Source organism: Shewanella sp. GutCb (genome assembly GCF_002836135.1).
In the GTDB taxonomy this organism is placed as follows: Bacteria; Pseudomonadota; Gammaproteobacteria; order Enterobacterales; family Shewanellaceae; genus Shewanella.
This window is the reverse complement of record NZ_PJBL01000021.1, coordinates 90,395-108,614: the sequence shown is the minus strand read 5'-3', so window position 1 is coordinate 108,614 and position 18,220 is coordinate 90,395. Positions and strand designations below refer to the sequence as shown.

At 44.7% G+C, this 18,220-nt stretch carries 16 protein-coding genes; 6 read left to right on the top strand and 10 right to left on the bottom strand.

What is annotated here, in order from left to right; genetic code table 11:
- Together CXF86_RS13070 and CXF86_RS13065 are read right to left on the bottom strand one after the other, a co-directional pair.
- Positions 1-1,107: an alkene reductase gene (locus CXF86_RS13070; protein WP_101090276.1), complete on the bottom strand. Its 1,107-nt coding sequence runs from the start codon at positions 1,105-1,107 to the stop codon at positions 1-3.
- Positions 1,104-1,505 (bottom strand): VOC family protein, encoded by a 402-nt coding sequence (locus tag CXF86_RS13065; protein WP_101090277.1) that lies wholly within the window; start codon positions 1,503-1,505, stop codon positions 1,104-1,106. The genes CXF86_RS13070 and CXF86_RS13065 overlap by 4 nt, the downstream gene beginning before the upstream one ends.
- A gap of 102 nt (positions 1,506-1,607) precedes the next feature.
- Between CXF86_RS13065 and CXF86_RS13060 the strand changes: the two genes are divergently transcribed.
- Positions 1,608-2,522: a LysR family transcriptional regulator gene (locus CXF86_RS13060; protein WP_101090278.1), complete on the top strand. Its 915-nt coding sequence runs from the start codon at positions 1,608-1,610 to the stop codon at positions 2,520-2,522.
- A gap of 17 nt (positions 2,523-2,539) precedes the next feature.
- Here the strand turns inward: CXF86_RS13060 and CXF86_RS13055 are convergent, their stop codons facing one another.
- Positions 2,540-2,764, bottom strand: coding sequence for a DUF3955 domain-containing protein (locus tag CXF86_RS13055; protein WP_101090279.1), 225 nt, complete (start codon positions 2,762-2,764; stop codon positions 2,540-2,542).
- Between the two features lie 258 nt (positions 2,765-3,022).
- Here CXF86_RS13055 and CXF86_RS13050 point away from each other — a divergent pair, with 258 nt between their 5' ends.
- Complete coding sequence (locus CXF86_RS13050) at positions 3,023-5,077, top strand: TonB-dependent receptor plug domain-containing protein (RefSeq protein ID WP_102039175.1); 2,055 nt, start codon at positions 3,023-3,025, stop codon at positions 5,075-5,077.
- Positions 5,078-5,468: 391 nt separating this feature from the next.
- Here CXF86_RS13050 and CXF86_RS13045 read toward each other — a convergent pair whose 3' ends face one another.
- The 4 genes from CXF86_RS13045 to CXF86_RS13030 all read right to left on the bottom strand — a co-directional run bounded on the left by CXF86_RS13045 (position 5,469) and on the right by CXF86_RS13030 (position 9,471).
- Positions 5,469-6,443 (bottom strand): sensor domain-containing diguanylate cyclase, encoded by a 975-nt coding sequence (locus CXF86_RS13045; RefSeq protein ID WP_102039174.1) that lies wholly within the window; start codon positions 6,441-6,443, stop codon positions 5,469-5,471.
- 222 nt (positions 6,444-6,665) lie between these two features.
- Complete coding sequence (locus tag CXF86_RS13040; RefSeq protein ID WP_102039173.1) at positions 6,666-7,202, bottom strand: response regulator transcription factor; 537 nt, start codon at positions 7,200-7,202, stop codon at positions 6,666-6,668.
- Positions 7,199-8,503, bottom strand: a complete 1,305-nt coding sequence (locus tag CXF86_RS13035; RefSeq protein WP_102039188.1) for a sensor histidine kinase — start codon at positions 8,501-8,503, stop codon at positions 7,199-7,201. Before CXF86_RS13035 ends, CXF86_RS13040 begins: the two co-directional genes overlap by 4 nt.
- A gap of 50 nt (positions 8,504-8,553) precedes the next feature.
- Positions 8,554-9,471: a dTDP-4-dehydrorhamnose reductase family protein gene (locus CXF86_RS13030; protein WP_101090283.1), complete on the bottom strand. Its 918-nt coding sequence runs from the start codon at positions 9,469-9,471 to the stop codon at positions 8,554-8,556.
- Positions 9,472-9,574: 103 nt separating this feature from the next.
- On the opposite strand from CXF86_RS13030, the gene CXF86_RS13025 reads away from it, so the two are divergent.
- Entirely contained in the window at positions 9,575-11,464 is a 1,890-nt protein-coding gene (locus tag CXF86_RS13025; protein WP_102039172.1) for an alkaline phosphatase D family protein, read from the top strand.
- A gap of 10 nt (positions 11,465-11,474) precedes the next feature.
- Here the strand turns inward: CXF86_RS13025 and CXF86_RS13020 are convergent, their stop codons facing one another.
- The 3 genes from CXF86_RS13020 to CXF86_RS13010 all read right to left on the bottom strand — a co-directional run bounded on the left by CXF86_RS13020 (position 11,475) and on the right by CXF86_RS13010 (position 14,298).
- Positions 11,475-12,392 (bottom strand): pseudouridine synthase, encoded by a 918-nt coding sequence (locus CXF86_RS13020; RefSeq protein WP_101090285.1) that lies wholly within the window; start codon positions 12,390-12,392, stop codon positions 11,475-11,477.
- 100 nt (positions 12,393-12,492) lie between these two features.
- Positions 12,493-13,083 carry an LON peptidase substrate-binding domain-containing protein gene (locus CXF86_RS13015; RefSeq protein WP_101090286.1) on the bottom strand — a complete coding sequence of 197 codons (591 nt, stop codon included), beginning with the start codon at positions 13,081-13,083 and terminating at the stop codon, positions 12,493-12,495.
- A gap of 159 nt (positions 13,084-13,242) precedes the next feature.
- Positions 13,243-14,298, bottom strand: a complete 1,056-nt coding sequence (locus CXF86_RS13010) for an alpha/beta hydrolase (RefSeq protein ID WP_101090287.1) — start codon at positions 14,296-14,298, stop codon at positions 13,243-13,245.
- A gap of 266 nt (positions 14,299-14,564) precedes the next feature.
- On the opposite strand from CXF86_RS13010, the gene CXF86_RS13005 reads away from it, so the two are divergent.
- The 3 genes from CXF86_RS13005 to CXF86_RS12995 all read left to right on the top strand — a co-directional run bounded on the left by CXF86_RS13005 (position 14,565) and on the right by CXF86_RS12995 (position 18,174).
- Complete coding sequence (locus tag CXF86_RS13005; protein WP_101090288.1) at positions 14,565-15,026, top strand: NanQ anomerase/TabA/YiaL family protein; 462 nt, start codon at positions 14,565-14,567, stop codon at positions 15,024-15,026.
- 24 nt (positions 15,027-15,050) lie between these two features.
- Positions 15,051-15,584: a protein tyrosine phosphatase family protein gene (locus tag CXF86_RS13000; protein WP_102039171.1), complete on the top strand. Its 534-nt coding sequence runs from the start codon at positions 15,051-15,053 to the stop codon at positions 15,582-15,584.
- A 304-nt stretch (positions 15,585-15,888) separates the two neighbouring features.
- Entirely contained in the window at positions 15,889-18,174 is a 2,286-nt protein-coding gene (locus CXF86_RS12995) for an aminotransferase class V-fold PLP-dependent enzyme (protein ID WP_102039170.1), read from the top strand.
- Positions 18,175-18,220: the final 46 nt, after the last annotated feature.

The window sequence follows — 18,220 nt, the reverse complement described above, 5'->3', positions numbered from 1 at the left end:
TTATATCCTTTCAAAATCAGCATACACAGGATAATCAATATAACCCGCCGCTCCACCGCCGAATAAAGGCCCTTTATCAAAGTCAGCCAAAGGCAGTTGATGTTGTAAACGATAAGGCAGATCTGGATTGGCAATAAACGAACGACCAAAAGCGACAAGGTCAGCGTAACCTTTTTCAATCACAGCGCTGGCACGTTCAACATCATAGCGACCCGCCACAATAATGGTGCCATTGAACACTTGTCTTAGCTTGATACGAAAACTCTCAGGGATCTGCGGCGCATCGTCCCAATCAGCTTCAGAAAGATGTACATAAGCAATCCCCTGCTGGCCTAAATACTCTGCTGCCAATAAAATTGTCTCTACAATTTCGGGACAAGCCATATCTTTAAAGGTGACAAACGGTGCCAATCTAACCCCCACTTTATCAGCACCTATTTTTGCACTGACCGCGCTAATGATATCCAATAGAAACTGAATACGCTTTAAGGGTGAGCCGCCATACGCATCGGTTCTATGGTTGGAATTGGTCCGTAAAAACTGGTCTATCAGATAACCATTGCCACCGTGGATCTCAACGCCATCAAAACCGGCATCAATCGAATTTTTAGCTGCTTGAGCAAAATCAGCCACCACCCGATCAATATCTGCTTGGTCCATCTCTCTAGGGGTTGGACAATCGACCATCTGCCCGTCGGGGTGAGCTTCATCTACAATCCAAACTTGCGTATCTGTTGGTTTGATTGCTGAAGGTGCTATTGGCGCTTCACCTCGTTGAAAAACCGGATGAGAGACTCGGCCAACATGCCAAAGTTGATTAAATATATGGCCTCCCACTTGATGTACTGCAGCCGTTACTTTTTGCCAGCCAGCGACTTGCTCATCAGTGTAAACACCTGGGGTGAACGAGTAACCTTGACTATCATCTGAGATCTGAGTGGCTTCACTAATAATCAAACCTGTTAATGCACGCTGCCCATAGTAAGTGGCCATCATCTCGTTGGGTATATTACCTGGCTGAGTGGTTCTAGAACGAGTCATAGGCGCCATCACCATACGATTACTTAACGATAAATGCGATTTATGGTACGGGGTAAAAAGGCTCATAATAGCTCCTGATGTTGGTTAAAAACGTCGAAATTCTGCTGACTTGATGTATCTAAGGTGATCAATTCAAATATCACCTCTCCGGCACGGACAAAAACTTGTATTACATTGCTATCGGGTACCTGCCGAACATTGTATCTGGTGGCATTTTGCTGCAACTTTTGAGTTAAGGTCTCTAAGCTCATATCGGTATCAAAAGCGATATGGCCGATACCGCACTGTTGCGTATCTGACTCAATAATATGGATTAATGCCTGGTCACCTTGATATAACCATGATCCCTTAAAAGGAAAATTAGGCCGATTACCATTCTTTAATCCCAAAACATCAGTCAATAAATAGGTCGCTTCATTTCCTGCTGAGGCAAGTAAGTTGAGATGGTTAAATGTGATTGCCATTATTAGTTATCTCACTGTTCAAATGATATTAAGCACTCTATACCCATTAACTTATTTTGATAATTAGGCTATTATTAGAATCATTTTCAAAAAATATTTGATATGTATCATCTCAATGATCTTCAACTCGCTATCCGTATTGCCGACTTACAGAGTGTTTCAGCTGCTGGACGCGAACTAGGCATGACCCCAGCTGCAGCCAGTGCAGCCCTACAACGACTGGAGAAAAAACTCGATTGCTTGTTATTTGCCCGCTCAACTCGGCAGATGACACTCACTGAAGAGGGTCATCTTTTTATTGAGTCCGGTCGTCAAGCGCTGGCCATTTTAGATAATGCTAGCAATGCACTCGCCGATAATCGCGGTGAGCTTAAAGGTGAACTTCGTATCGCTTTGCCGTCTGATCTTGGCCGTAATATTGTTCGAGCATGGCTAGATGAATTTGCGCAAACAGCGCCTGAATTGAAATTGACACTATTTTTTGGCGATCAGATGACAGATATTATCGCCAATAATGTGCAGCTAGCCCTACGCTACGGTCAGCTAGAAGATTCAAATCTAATGCGCCGACAGCTGGCGATGATGCCGAGAGTGGCAGTGGCATCTCCAGCCTATATCCAGCGTCATGGCAGCCCTACTCATCCAAAAGATCTTGGCCATCACCAAATACTCCTGCTCAATAGAGGTGGAGAACCTTGGCATAAATGGCGTTTTAGCCACAAAGAAAAACAGTATGAGGTTGATGTCACTGGCAGTAAGATTTGTAATGATGGCGCGGTGATAAAGGACTGGGCACTCGCCGGAGAAGGCATTGCTTATAAGAGTTGGTTTGATGTCGCCAAAGAGGTTCACCAGGGAAAGTTGGTATTACTGTTTGCCGATCAAATAGCAGAACGTATTCCATTGCAGTTGGTTTACCTACAAACCGATTACCCCAGCCACAAAGTGAGAACGGTTATCGACTTTTTAAAACAAAAATCACAACAATTTACACTGCAATATCCCTTGCCGACTTAAATAAAAATACCTATCGCTCATGCTTTAGTCGTTGCATTAACTTTTTTAATGAATAAGGAAACGCCAGAACCAAGTGCAATAGCCAAACAAAACCAAGCGCTAGGAATAAGCCAAAATGTCTCAACGAGCATACCCTCCTTATCGACATAAACGCCTATGTAGTGATAAGCAACGACTGAAGCTAGGCTTAATAATGAGAATATAAGCGTTAGACTAAATAAACGTAAATGTAACACTGTCATTTCCAATCTTAGGTTTTCAAATTAACACTGATTATGACGGCACTTTGGCGAGGTCACAAATTAACTCTCCTTCATAATCATTTTCCGCAACCTTGCTTGAATAAATTATAGGATGACTAAACCAGCATATTCATGCGCGTAGCTCACCTGAAGTGAATTCACCTGCGACATGCTGTCGCAGTTGCTCGATTTTGCTTTGCTAATTTAAATACACACTGACACTATTCGCAGCACACAAAATAAAAACACAATATTATTATGAAGTTGCCCCTATCTTTAGTCTCTTTATCTGTTATTTCCGCTTTATTCCCATTAACGACCTTTGCCGATGATTCTGGCTTTGAAATTATCGAAGTCACTGGCCATCATCAAGGCAGTTATAGTGCTGTAGTACCTGAATCTGCCACACCTCAAACGGACATTAGTGGCCTACTTAGCAACCTGCCGGGCGCCTCCGTTAATGGTAATGGTCCATTAACCGGTATTGCGCAGTATCGAGGTTTATACGGTGACAGGGTTAACACCCAAGTCAACGGCATGACGCTGTCGAGTGCGGGTCCTAACGCTATGGATACGCCGTTAAGCTATGCCAGTTTGGTACTCACTGAACGCCTAGAAATGGTACGCGGTATCGCGCCAGTATCAGCGGGGACTAATACTATTGGTGGCAGTATTCAAGTCATTGAGTCGCAAGCAAGCTTTGATGAAGTCAGTGGTAAGGTTGCTGGGCAATACCAAGACAATGGTGAGCGTAGCTATATCGGCGGCAAGGGCAACTTTGGCAGTGAACAACACGCCGTCTTAGTATACGCAGATATGCTCAAGGGCAATGAGAATACGACAAGTGGCGATGATAAAGCTATTTCCCCCACTACTTATGACAAAACCATGGTCGGCGGACAGTACCGCTATAATTTAGCGGACAGTAGCGGTCACGATGAGTCTATAGCCATTGGATATCAACATCTTGAAACCACTAATGCTGGAACACCGGCCCTGCCAATGGATATCGACTTTATCCGTACAGATAGAGTTAAAATTGAAGGGCAACATGATCTCAATAGCTGGGACATGAACTGGCATATTGCCTACAGCGACGCCCAACATGGAATGGATAACTTTAGCGAACGTACGAAGATGCCAAGCATGAATGCACGGTATAACAATGCTGAGAGCCAAAGTTACGATGCACTGATTTCATTAGCCCAAGACGCTTGGGTATTCGGTTTAGACGCGCAGCTTAGCGAACATAATTCCGTCATAACCGATCCAACTAAGCCAATGTTTAACGTTGATAATTTTAATGGCGTTAGCGATAACAGCTTTAGTGCGTTTGCCCAATGGCAGCAAGATATTAACCAGTGGAACTGGCAAATCGGTGCCAGAATCAAGCACTACCAAACGGACGCCGATGAAGTGAACCATTCGATGGCAGGCACCATGCCCGCAATCAAGATGTTAATGACCCAGTTTAATAATAGCGACCGTTCACAGTCTCAAACCGGTGTTGATTTGGCAATAAATGGACGCTATTCGCAAACCGATAAACTGAGTTGGGTGGTTGGCCTAGCACGTAAACAAGATAGCGCGAGCTACCAGCAGCGGTACCTGTGGGTGCCAATGCAGTCAACTGGCGGGCTTGCTGATGGACGCACTTATGTTGGCCAAGCTGATCTAGACTTAGAAACCGCTTATCAAATCGAACTCGGCAGCGATTATCAAACAGATAACTTCAGCTTGAGCCCACGGATATTCTTCCAGCGCATTAATGATTATATTCAAGGTGTTGTTGCTACAGATCCAGCAGTCATCATGGCTGCAGCAATGATGGGTGATGACAACCCAATGCAGTTTTCCAATGTTGATGCACAACTTTACGGCATGGACCTGAGTGCGACCTATCAGCTAAACGAGTATTTCAATGCCGATATGGTGGCGAGTTATGTGCGTGGTGAGCGTCGTGATATTAGCGACAATCTTTATCGTATCAGCCCCGCTAATCTAAACCTTGGCATTAATTACAACGTCAATAACTGGATTGCCCGCATCGAAACTCGTGCGGTTGCGGCGCAGAACAAAGTATCAGACACACAGCTAGAGCAAACTACAGCCGGTTATGCCTTGGTTAACTTGTCAGTCGGTTATGATGCGGAAAACTGGTTACTAAAAGCAGGTGTCGACAATCTTTTTGATACTGATTACCAAGACCATCTAGCGGGCTATAACCGCGTGATGGGGAGCGATATTGCGGCTGGCGAACGTATGCCTGGTACCGGGTTAAATGCTTGGCTGAGCGGCGAGTACCGCTTTTAAACCTCTTCGCTGTTAACGTAACGTGTGAGTGGCCATCCACTCCACTTACTTTTACCCCGAGCTGACATCCTCTGTCTCGGGGATTTTTTCTGTCTCAAATTAAAATTCTCCAGCTAGGGGCTGTTGATCTTTCGAGCTTAGTTTTTGTTCGAATTTAATGATTTTAGTACAAGGCTTGAGTGATGATACTTAGCTGGCTAAGCGAAAAGCTCGTAACGCATTCTAGCCATAAAAGACTAAAAGTATTGAAACGAACCCGAAGGGCCGCGCTTCTTGGCTATTTTTACGGTGTTGTAGGCAGTTTGTGGAGAATGACTAAACGACATAGCCTCCGCCTTGTCAAAATAGCCAATAAACTGCGGCAAAAACAACCGTGAAAGATCAACAGCCCCTAAGCTAATAGCCGCTTTCTTTGCAGCATGTCTTTATCGGCAACATCGAGCAGCTCACTAATAGTGCTTGCACTATTTGCCTCCGTGATGCCTATTGATACGGTAAATACGGGTAATTTAACCATTTGATGATGTGAGCAAAATGCCGCTGCGATTCTATGTTTTACCGCCTGCAGATCTTCCGTTGCATCTAACATCACCAAAGCAACAAATTCATCACCACCGATACGACCAATCACGTCAGACTGACGCACAGATTGCGTCAATACTCGTCCTATAAGGGTGATGACATCATCGCCAATACCATGCCCATGTTGATCATTAATCGCTTTGAAGTTATCGACATCCAAATATAAAAGGCCCAGGGTTGTTTTGGTTCTGTGGGCTAACTTTATACGTTGCTCTGCAAGAACATTAAAACCGCGACGATTATGGACACCCGATAGTGGATCGGTAATCGCCAATTTTTGCATATCTGCATACCCTCCGATTAAAGAAAGGTCTGATTCTAAGATATCTTTAAGGTGGCGTATAAGCTCAAGGTAGGTTGTTTTATAATTCGTCTCTTTATAATCCATAACACAGAAAGTACCAAACGGTTCGCCACAGGGCCAAAACACGGGCACGCCTAAATAGGATCTAAAGCCATCGCTATGCACTTCAGGGTTGTTATCCCAACAGCTATCAATGATGGCATTATTAACATATAGCTCTTGACGAGTTTCAACGATTCGGCGACAAAAGATATTAACTTCGGGCTCAATAATGACGCCCGCAGGATAGGGGTTAGACGCTTGTGCACTGGCAATGGTAACTTGAAAACCTTTTGGGGTGTACTGCACCAGAAAACCGGCTGGAGCATCAAAAAGTTTAGCCAGCAAATTAACTGTTTTTTGCCATTTATCAAGGGAGATAAGATCGTTGGGATTTTCTAGTAAAAAAGTATCAGTATTAAACACGGCATTTGAGGTCATCGGCTACTCCGGATCAGAATAAGCTATCATTATTTTTTGGCTGCTTATCTCAATTCAGCATAGCGACATAGCGATGTATTTGTCCAACATTTAACTCACTTTCAGCATAGTGCTTCAATTATTAGCGGTTTTTCAGTTAAATATACAGCTTGGGAAAGCACCTCCTGAATCCTAATGTACTGCTACTTATATACTTTATTAATTTGGAACGACAAAAAGAGGTTAACGATGATCAACCGTCGGCTTTTTGAGCAGTTTTCGTTGTAGAGTGCGTCGATGCATACCCAGTTGCCGCGCTGTCGCAGATACATTGCCTTTATTGGCATTAAGTACTTGTTGTATATGCTCCCATTCCAACCTTTTTGTTGAGAGCGGCTCCTCAGTCAAAGGTTCGAGCGCTGTATCTCCGGCAGTGATGGACAGCGCGCTTAAAAGGGTTTGGGTATCGACCGGTTTAGCCAGATAATTATCGGCGCCAAGACGAATAGCCTCAACTGCTGTTGCAATACTGGCATAGCCCGTCAATAACACCATGGTCACTTGAGGTAATAACTGCCGCAGTGGCGAGATGAGTTTAAGTCCATTTTCCTGCTCAAGCTTCATATCCAGCAGCACATGCGTTGGCCTAAATTGACGGGCAAGTAATAGCCCTTGCGTTGCGTTGTGGCATTGCTGGCACTCAAAACCATGTTTGCTCATACGCCGACACAATACACCCGCGAGCGCAAGGTCATCTTCAATAATCAGCAAGCGGCTCATGATAATTCACCTTTAGATGATTCGATATCGAATTGCAGCGGAAAGCTCACTTCGGCAATAGTCCCCCCGCTTGCCGTACTGCCCAATAACAGGCGCCCCCCCAGCCGTTCGAAGCTTGCATGGCTTAGCAGTAATGCCATGCCCATGCCTTGTTCACTCTCAATTAATTGATGCCCCACCTGAGCTCGCATCGCTTTTGAAATTCCAATGCCATAATCTCTCACCGAGATACATAAACGCTGGCTTTGTGGAGCGATAATAGCAGAGACGGTTACCCGCGTATCTCCGGTTTCAGCCAAGCTTGCACTCGCGGCATTCTCCACTAAAGACATCATTGCGGGTAGCAGACTGGCATCAGACAGTACCGAAGTTGAAGCATGTTGTTCGGTGGTCTCATCATCAAAGAGTGTGAGTTCGAGCTTCACTTGCGGCATCAGCAGTAACACCTGTTGCTGCAGGGTTTGTAGCAGCGTATTCGCCGTCAGTACGCTTTGCCTCTGCTCACGGATCGATTCAGTTGCAGCGCGCAGCGAATGTAACGTTTGCTCACAGCGCAGCAAGGCACTATTCATTTCAGATAAAACAGGCGAGTCGTTTTTACCTTGCTCTTGCGCTTCCTCTGTGGCCTCATCGACTAACAACCGCAAGCTGGCCAATGGAGTCGCAAGTTGATGCGCCATCTGGGCTGATGCAGTGCCGAGCGCTAATAACTTCTCTTGCCTCAATTGGGCTTCCCGCATAAAGCTGAGCTCAACATCTTTTTTACGCATTCGTTGTGCGATGTAAGCGACGCTTGTGGTCAGTACCAATGATGAGATAAGGAAATTGAACCACATGCCAAGGTAGTGCGAGCTCATGTCCATGCCATGGTGTTTCATTTGGCTTTCAGGCACAGAAAAGATCATCAAACTATAAGCAACTGCTGATATTAGCGTGAGCGTCCATGGCGCCCATTTGGGGAGTGTTATCGCAGCGAACGCAATAGGTAATAACAATAAAGAGATAAACGCATTGGTGGCGCCCCCAGTAAAATAGAGCCAAGAGATCCAAAATACGGTATCGAGCAGCAACACAATAAATAACCCTGACTCGATACGGCTGATAGGCTCACGTAGCCTAAAGGTAAACGCCAAATACATGGTCTCTAAACACATGCCCCAATATAAAACCGGACTGCTAAGCGAGAGACCAAAGGTGTCCGCGGCAAAAAACGTCAGTCCGATCTTAAGGAGTAACCCTCCAAATCGTAGTAACGCTAATTGATCCGTCACGCCCAAGTTACTATTAAAAAGCTTTCTAATTCGTCTATTTATCATCTATCACTATTATTTTCTTAGCACATTAGGGAGGGTTAACCTGCTTGTTTAAGCATAGCCATCGCACTTGGTGACTGCTGTAATGCCTGTCCGATTCCAACCTTAAACGGTACCTTGGTTTGAATCGACAAACTGGCCAGTCTCTCACAACTTAATGTGCAGTTATGGGGCCGATTTACGCTATCTGTGGGCGACATCACAGGGTTAAGATGTTGAGTACCCAGTCCGAGTAACTCCCCCATGATCAATAGCATCTGATACTTGCTCATGGTGTCGCTAGCACTAAAATGATAATTTCCCGCTAAGGTGGCTCCAGAGGCTTTAAGCACCACCATTTGCGCTATTGCCGTGGCAACATCTGCAGTAGATGTCGGGCTGCGCACCGCCCAATCGTCAATATATTGCTCTGTAGCATCGAGTAGATTATTGAGTAACACCATCACCGCAGACTCTTGCACCGTTTCAACTTCGCCATAAAGGATCGGCAAACGTAACATGGCAAAATCTTGCTTGGCGTCAGTAATAATCATTTCACCTTGGCGTTTTGAGTCGCCATAAAAATTAACTGGATGGGTAAGTGCATCTTCAATATAAGGGGGCGCAGTGCCATCAAATACATAATCAGTCGAAATATACAGCAACCACGCACCGGACTGACTCGCAGCATCGGCTAGCGACTGTGTTGCTTCAGCATTTAGAGCGAGCGCCGCAGCAGGATTTTGTTCCGATACATCGGGGCGACGTTCTGCAGCGCAATGTACAATAATATCGGGACGGTGAGTTTCAACAAATACCTTAACGCTGGCAGATTGCGTTAAATCCAGTTTATGCATATCCACATGAGCACGGCTAAAACCACAAGCAATTACCTGATTATTAGGATTTGCCTGTAACTCACGCACCACCGCTCGTCCCAATAAACCTGTTGCTCCCGTTACCATTACGTTAACCATCGCTTTCCCCCTTGAATTAGCCGCTGCTTAGCTTAAGTGCTTTTCTTCATCTAAGCACTGGTTTACTCTTAATCAAGATTACTTTTTACTAAAGAACAATTCAATGTCGTCTGAAAATGCGCTGCCACTCATCATTGCGGGCCCCAGTTTACGTCACTGTGATCAGCAACATTTTACGTTATGGTTCGTGAGCCGCGAACGGTTATCAAGGTTAACCTTAACGATAGCCAACGCCGGTTTTTCACGCGAACTCACAGATGATGAAGTTCATATTATTGAACTTGGCCAGCATGCTTTTCAGTACTTAATATGCGTATCACAACCCGAACTCCTACCTCGCGACACCCCTTTGGCTTATCAACTAAGCTGCGCTGACAAAGCGAATATATTTGCTGACGTAAAGGGGCTTACTTACAACGACAGTACCGACATTGAATTTATCGTTAAGCCACAAATTGATAATTTACTCCATGGATCATGTCGCAACCCCCACCACCATAGTGGCGATGCTCTCGTTGCCGCCGACACCCAGATATCGCAATTAGCCACACTGCAACAGCGTCCATCATTGCTAATGTTAAGTGGCGATCAGGTTTATGTGGATGATATTGCGGGGCCAATGATCTATGCGATTGGTGAAGTGATTTCACTGCTGGGCTTAACCCAAGAGCGCTTTAATGATTGCAGTCTCGCGGGCAGTGAACAGATAAGTTATCAGCCTGAAGCCATGTATCAACGCCATATTAACTTGCTACCCAAAACGCAATATAAGGCTAAAACGGCAATTAAGCGTTGGTATATCAACCACCCTATTTTCACCTCATCCATTGCAGAAAATCATCTGGTCAGTCTCAACGAACTGATTGCGCTTTATCTGCTGAGTTGGTCACCGGAGCTGTGGGAACTGATCGATATCCCCAAAGATGTTAGTGGCTTAAGCAACGCAAATACGTTGCGTTGGCAGCGTGAATGGACTCACTTGCTGGCGTTTAAAAGTGGCCTGCAACAGGTACGTCGCTTATTTGCCCATATACCGACCTATATGATTTTCGATGACCACGATATTACCGATGATTGGAATTTAACCGCAAGGTGGGAACTGGCGGCGTATAATCACCCCTTTTCAAAACGCATTATAGGCAACGCACTTATCGCCTATACGCTATTTCAAGGTCTCGGTAATGCGCCAACCAAATTTGATGCTGAAATTCGACCACAACTGGATGCCCTCTTTAAATCGCCCACAAGTTCTGCCCAAGATGCCCTTATCGATACCCTGCTTAGCTTTGAGCACTGGCATTACAGTTTGGACACTAGCCCTAAACTTATCGTGCTAGATACCCGCACTCGCCGCTGGCGTAGCGAGTCCAACCTGGGTAAACCGTCTGGCCTGATGGATTGGGAAGCGTTAATGGAGTTTCAAGCTGAACTGGTTAATCAACCCAATGTGATTATTGTTTCGCCAGCCCCTATGTATGGAGTCAAGCTTATTGAAACCATACAAAAAATGGCGACGTGGTGCGGCGCGTCATTACTGGTGGATGCCGAAAACTGGATGGCACATCCAGGCACCGCTAATACACTGTTGAGTATTTTCCAACACCGTAAAACGCCCGAGCAATTTGTGATCCTCTCAGGTGATGTTCATTATTCGTTTAGCTACGATATTAGTATTCGATTTAGAGATGCTGGACCGGCGATTTACCAGATCACCTGTAGTGGTATTAAAAATCAATTTCCAGAGAAACTACTGCCCTACTTCGACAAATTCAATGGTTGGTTATACGGCTATTTCTCACCACTCAATTTTCTCACTAAGCGTAAACGTATGTCGATCCGTGGTCGTCGCCCCAATGGCGCACGCAGCAAACGCTTAATGAATAAGAGTGGGATAGGCAGAGTCGAACTGGCTAAAAACGGCGCGCCAACCAAAATTGCGGTATTACATGCCGATATGAGCGAAACCGAGTTTTTACCGCCTAGGCACCGCTAGATAACCATCCTTACAGCTGCAGTCCATCACAACTAATGTCGATAGACTCCGCTGACAACGGGTCAACAAACGCCAGTCTTTTAGCAACCAGCATTAATGGTTTGTTAAAATCATCGGCCGCTTTATCGAGTAATTCAGGATAAAGTCTGTCATTCAAAATAGGCATACCCAGACTCATCATATGCACCCGTAACTGGTGCGTTCTGCCTGTCACGGGGGTGAGCTCAAACAGCCCCAAATTACCGTTGACTGCGACTAAACTAATTTCAGAATGACTATTAGCCTCGCCATCAGCCATTTTCATCATAAAGCTAGGCTCAGCCTTCACTAATCGATTTTTCACCGTCCAGCGAGTCGGCAAGCTTAGCTCGGTAGCTTCAATAAGCTTTTGTATCGAAGCGGATAAAACGGCGACTGCCTGATAGGTTTTAGTGATATTACCATTTTTAAAAAGTTGATGATAATCATGGCGGGTGCTGGCATTGAGAGACAATAACATCACTCCAGCCGTCGCTCGGTCTAGTCGATGGGCAGCAACAATTTGCTCATTAGCTGTCTTTATCCGCAGGCGATTTACCAAGCACTCATTAACAAAATTACCACTGGGATTAACCGCCAAAAAATGCGGTTTGAAGGCAATAATAATTTGCTCATTTTGTAGCAGTATTTCTTCTTCAAATGGGATCAACGATTCTTGCTGCACTTCGCGGTAATAATAAACCCGAGCTCGCGGGATAAATACGCTGTCCAAGGTAACGAGTTGTCCGTCGCGCCAATGCACTTTTCCGCTTTCGATCCGAGCAATCCAAACGGCCTCATCAATCGCTTTAAAATGGCTGACTAAAAAACTTAATACGGATGGCTTATCGGTAACCGTTTCTGGTAAAACGATATAGGAGGCTTGGGCGGCGCGTACGGAATGGCTCATAAAATTAATACTGATAGCATAAAACTGAGCGCTACTTTAACAAAAAATAGCTCATAAAGGGCAGATCTAATCTCAAAGCTAATACCAATATCAGTTTAGCTTAATAAGATTTGGCATTGGCGTGGGACTTAATCAGCTCAAGCACAAAATTCATAGTTTTATGACAATTAGGCTGATTCAATAAGCGTAACTTATCTTTATTGTACAGCGGTAACACCTCTAACCAGCGCTGACTGACCCATGATGCATCTTCGAGATGTACATCATTATCGTACAAGCCAAAGAGATCAGGGTTTACTTCATAAAACTGCTCTAAAGCGGCACTAATTAACTCGAACTCACCGTAAATTGGCTCTTGCTGCCAATTATTACAGGCTAATGTTCTGCTGATCCAAACACCATCTCGACGCTGAGCAGCAGACAAAATGCGTACTCTTTGCTTACCTTGTAAAACGATGCCGAGAGAATCATCATCCAGCTGGTTGAAATCAATGATCTCGCACTGGGTCGCCATTTCATAACAAGGCGGATGACTATTGGCTTTACTCATGCCGAACACTAATGGGTAATGCAATTTCAACACTTCGGCTATCATGCTCAGATAAGCCGGATCAACCACACGGATCTCTGCCCTTCCCTCAGGTAACAGCAAGGTATCGTGCATCAATAACGCCATCTCTTCTGTTCGCATAACAACCTCCTCGATAGGTAGGTCAGACCATCATTTTGACGATCATCAGTAAAGATAAAGTGTAGCAGCTGGTTAAATTTCAGCCAGAAAGCCACCTTATTGAACTGTTCACTAATTAGACAGGTAAATACGTTACTTTATTGCACTTAGATCAGGTTTTTACAGTCGCTCGAGCCTGCCAGCAAGAGATTTTTTATCGATAACATCGGCCAAATCATCTGCTAAGACTTGACTCATCGCAGCCGTTTTACGCCAATATTGAATTCTTGAATCGGAGTCAAAATGAGTAAAATCATTACGATCCGGCAACTTACTGTGGGGGAGGCTTCTTATATATGTATCCGTTGGCGCCAGGATCAGTGCATTGTCGTAATTCTGTTTTGCATCTCGCCAAGGTAACGATTTATCGAACCATCCAGGTGACATTCGTGGAAAGAAATGTGGGTAAAGCGTGAGCCCTGTTGGCGCCGTTAATGGAATATCGAAGTGATAATCGGTAATGCCACCATCATAATAGTGCCCATTCGGTGCGCCCTTGATCTCCGTGACTGGCGCTAACACCCAAGGGATAGATCCTGTTGCCAGTAACACTTGGTGAATATTGTCTACAGATAAACCACAAAATTGACTGGGAAGATCTGTGAGCTTAGAAAAAGGAGATAATGACTGCTGCACGCCAAAGACATAACGTTCAAAATGCCACGCTAAGCTTTTACGGCTAACAAGATTGGTCGCCGCAGCTACCGCTAAACCCAATGCCAGTGGCGCTTTACCTGTAACACGATTCAAATGACGTCCACGACAGGCAATATAATGACTATTTATAAATTCATTTGAAACAATTTCAGCTCCCCCTTGCTTGCCTAGCAAGCCCCCGAGGATCCCTTTTACTTGAGTCGACACTTCTTCTGCTGTTGGTTTGCTATCGTAACGTTGTCCGATATAAAGATCTTCTAACCGCTGATATGCCGCCAGTGGATTATTCTGTGCTAAACAAGCCAGACGCCAAGCTCCTGAAGAAGCGCCTAAGGTATGCAAAGGTTGCGCGAGTGATTTGAAAAACTCACCAAATAAATATTTGTCTAGCCCCGCAATACCAATCCACTTAGGCCCACCCGATGCCGCTAATAGCTGGCTAAACAACTCTGGTTTTAAACCATTTTCGTTAAGTGTTTTAAAAGCCTTTGGACCCGCAATAAATCGTAAAGAAGACACATTAAACCCTAAAATTAATTAACTTTTTATTGGATCCTAGATACCGTAAACTTGATCTTCAATGGAAGCAACAAGGATGTATTATGGAAAATACAACGATCATTAAGCCATACCCATGAGTGGGCTATGCTGTTATCGGAATCACTATCACCTTTGAAGTTAAATCCTGTATCGCCTAATAGCAGATAACGCTAAACTTCTATTTATTAAAATTCTACGCTAACAGTCATTATTTAGCTTAGAAAGACCTTATGAATGAGAACATTATGATTGTAGATACCTTAGCGAACCGAGCACTATACAGCCACATCAGCCCCCGCATCGCTAAAGCGCTTGCCCACCTGAGTGAAACCAATTTTAGCCTGCTTGAAGTCGGAACATACGAGCTTGAAGGCAAAGATCTGTTTGTTATCGTCAATGATTATCAGACTAAGTCTCGAGAAGTTGAGCCTTTTGAAGTCCACCAGCAGTATATTGACGTGCAATATGTTGTCAGTGGTGAAGAGGAGTTTGGCTATTTGCCTTTGGCAGACCAAACACCTTCAAAGCCCTATTTTGCTAAGCACGATTACGCCGAGTTTGACTACCTATCCAATAAAGAGGCTGCAGCCTTTATTCCCTTCAAAGCTGGGATGTTTGCATTGTTTTTTCCAGAAGATATGCATATGCCTGGAACCAGTGCTACGCCAAAACAGGTTCGAAAGGTCGTCATCAAAGTTAAAATCTAGCGCAACATAAAAAGGGACAATATAATGAGATTTATTTTTCTACTCGCCAGTTTGCTTAGCTCAATAGCTGTTGCAGAAATTGCACCACGGCAGTTACAAGACTTAAAAGCAGTGCAGTTTAATCAGGGCAGCATCATCACATCTGGGCTACCGACTAAAGCGGAGTTTCCTATATTGCAGCAATCGGGTGTTGAGTTAGTGATCAACCTCATTCCCAAAGGCAATGCTAGTGGCCATGACGACGAAGCGAGTTTAGTCACCAGCGCTGGCATGCAATATCAACAGATAGACGTAGACTGGAAGCAGCCTACTGTCGCCAATGTGGAGCAGTTTTTTGCCATCATGGACGCCAATAAAGGCAAAAACATTCTGATCCATTGTGCCGCAAATTACCGCGCCTCGGCCTTTTATTATCTGTATGAGCTCAAGCTTGGAAAAGCCGACTCCATCGATTTTAAACAACAAACAATGCAACCTTGGGGGGACTTATCGAAAAGCTTAGTTCAATACCCGCAATGGGATGCGCTTATTGAGACAGTTAAAGCCAAGACCCAATAAGACACGGGACAAACTCAATTTAAGCGCTGATTTATCGGCGCTTTTTTATATTTTCTAGCACACGATGCTTCTCTTTATACCAATTGCATTCAATTCATCGCTTGAGCTTAAAGCGATTCACACCGTCCTTGTTAATATTAATTATATCACCGCTCCGCCCTCACCTTTATTGCAACCACAACTGAGAGAATGTGATCTTGATCATTATTCCCAACCTGCTAATATAGCGTCAAGATATTAGTTATTCCCAAAAGTTATAAGCAGCATTTGGCGATAAAACAATAACAATAAAGAGCTAAAAACAATGAATAACACCCCTGAACTGACCCAAATTTACCTTGATGCAAATGCTACCACTCCAGTACTGCCTCAAGCTGCCGCCGCCGCGTTATCGGCCATGGAAACTCTTTTTGGCAACCCAAGTAGTAGCCACATCACTGGGTTAAAAGCGAAAAACTTAATGGAACAAACTCGCCTAAGAGCAAAAACGCTGCTTGGAACGGGAGAGGGAAAACTAATATTTACCAGTGGTGCGACGGAAGGGATCCAAACATCAATCTTATCGGCGCTGATTGCAGCAAAGAGTAATATGTCAGCAAATCAAAGCTACTCGGTACTTTATGGTGCCACTGAGCATAAAGCTGTACCTGAATCATTGAAGCACTGGCTTGACGTGTTGGGGATTGCGGCTGCAGTAAAAGCGATTCCAGTTGATGAGTTTGGCTTACTTGATCATGACTTTATTAGACTCGAGGCACCCAATGCACTGATGATTTGCACTATGGCAGTTAATAATGAAACTGGCGTATTTCAAGATCTATCAGCTTTGGAAAACACAATTCGCAGCGCCAACCCGGGTATTTTTTGGATGGTTGATTGCGTTCAGGCATTAGGTAAAACCGAGCTAGATCTCAAGAACACCAGCATCGATTACGCTCCTTTCAGTGGTCATAAGCTGTATGCCCCGAAAGGCATTGGTTTCGTCTATATTCGAGATACTGCGCCGTTCACGCCTTTTATTGCCGGCGGAGGTCAAGAAGGCGGTCTACGTTCAGGCACTGAAAACCTGCCAGGTATGGCTGCGCTTAACGTTATATTTGAGATGTTGCTGTGCCCTGAGAACTCAACATTTTCAACAAGTGAACAACTGACACACTATCGACAGCAAATGGCTAATACCTTAGTTGAGTGCTTTCCTGAGATTGTGTTTAACAACAGCTTTAGCCATAGCGTTGCGACTACCATTAACTTTGCCGTGCCCGGTTTTAGCAGCAAAGAGATCATGGACCTTTTTGATGCTGCCAACATTCGCGTCAGCTCAGGGTCCGCCTGCAGCTCTAAAGTCAGCAGAAGTTTCGTACTAGACGCAATGGGGCTACCTGCTTGGCAAAGTGAAGCCGCTATTCGCATGTCCTTTGGACCCGCTATGACTCAAACAGAAGTCGACACTGCTTGCTTGCGCATTAAAACCGCTTCAAAAGCCCTCACTCAAAGCTGCATGATATTAGACGACAGCAGTAATATCTCCGACAAAACACCATTAGATGGCTTATTGCAGTTACGCTCTGGCGCGAGTTGCACTTGGGTCTATGTCGACTCATCAAGTAAACAAGCGTTAATTATCGACCCATTGCCAGAGCTGATTCAGAGACTCGACACCTTGCTGCAATGTCAGCAGCTGACTCTAGTCGCCGCCATCGATACTCATGGCCATGCCGATCACCAATCTGGTCGTGAGCTTCTGGTTGAACGTTATTTAGCAAAGCAACAATCTGATGTATTAGGTTGGCCAGAAACTCAAGAAACCACGGAACACTTAGGTCAGCAATACCAAACGATTAGCATTGGTTCAAAACAGTTGGTCAGGCTACCGACTCCCGGCCACACTCGCGATAGCATTAGTTTACTGTTATGCGCAACGCCCTTAGCATTGGATAATATGCCTCAGCAAACACAATACGCTTTTTGCGGTGATACCATATTGATGGGTAGTCTAGGCAGAACTAATTTTGACTCCAGCTGTAGCCGAGCCCTGTTTCATAGCTTGAAGTTGATCAGAGATAGCATTAGCTGCAATACATTGATTTGTGCCAGCCATGATTACAATAATGAATTTACCACTAGCCTAAAGGCTGAGGTTAGTCGCAATAACTTACTCAATGCGGTACTAAACGAAGCACTTCCTGAACTTAATTTCCAGCAACAAAAAGCCTTGTTAGATACGCACCTAAATGACGAAGTTGGCACCGAAATCATGTGTGGTGCAATCATTGGCAACTGTCATAAATCGAAGATAAAAGAGTATGACGCGACGAGTCTCAAAGCGGCAATGAGGCAAGACAATAACGTGAAGATTATTGATATTCGAGAGCCGCATGAATATGCGCTAAACCACTCACAGCAATCGAGTCAGAACGTGCCATTAACGCGTTTAGTGCAGTTTATTCAAGAGCACCAAGATGATAAAAATGAACAATGGGTATTGGTTTGTCGCAGCGGCAGTCGCTCAATGATTGCAGCGCAAGCGATGCACCGACTAGGATTTGAGCAAGTGTCTCACCTAAAGGGCGGCTACGCGCTAAGCTCGTAAACTAGTACTCAAAAATTAGTACTGAAAACGAAAGCCCTGCATCGGT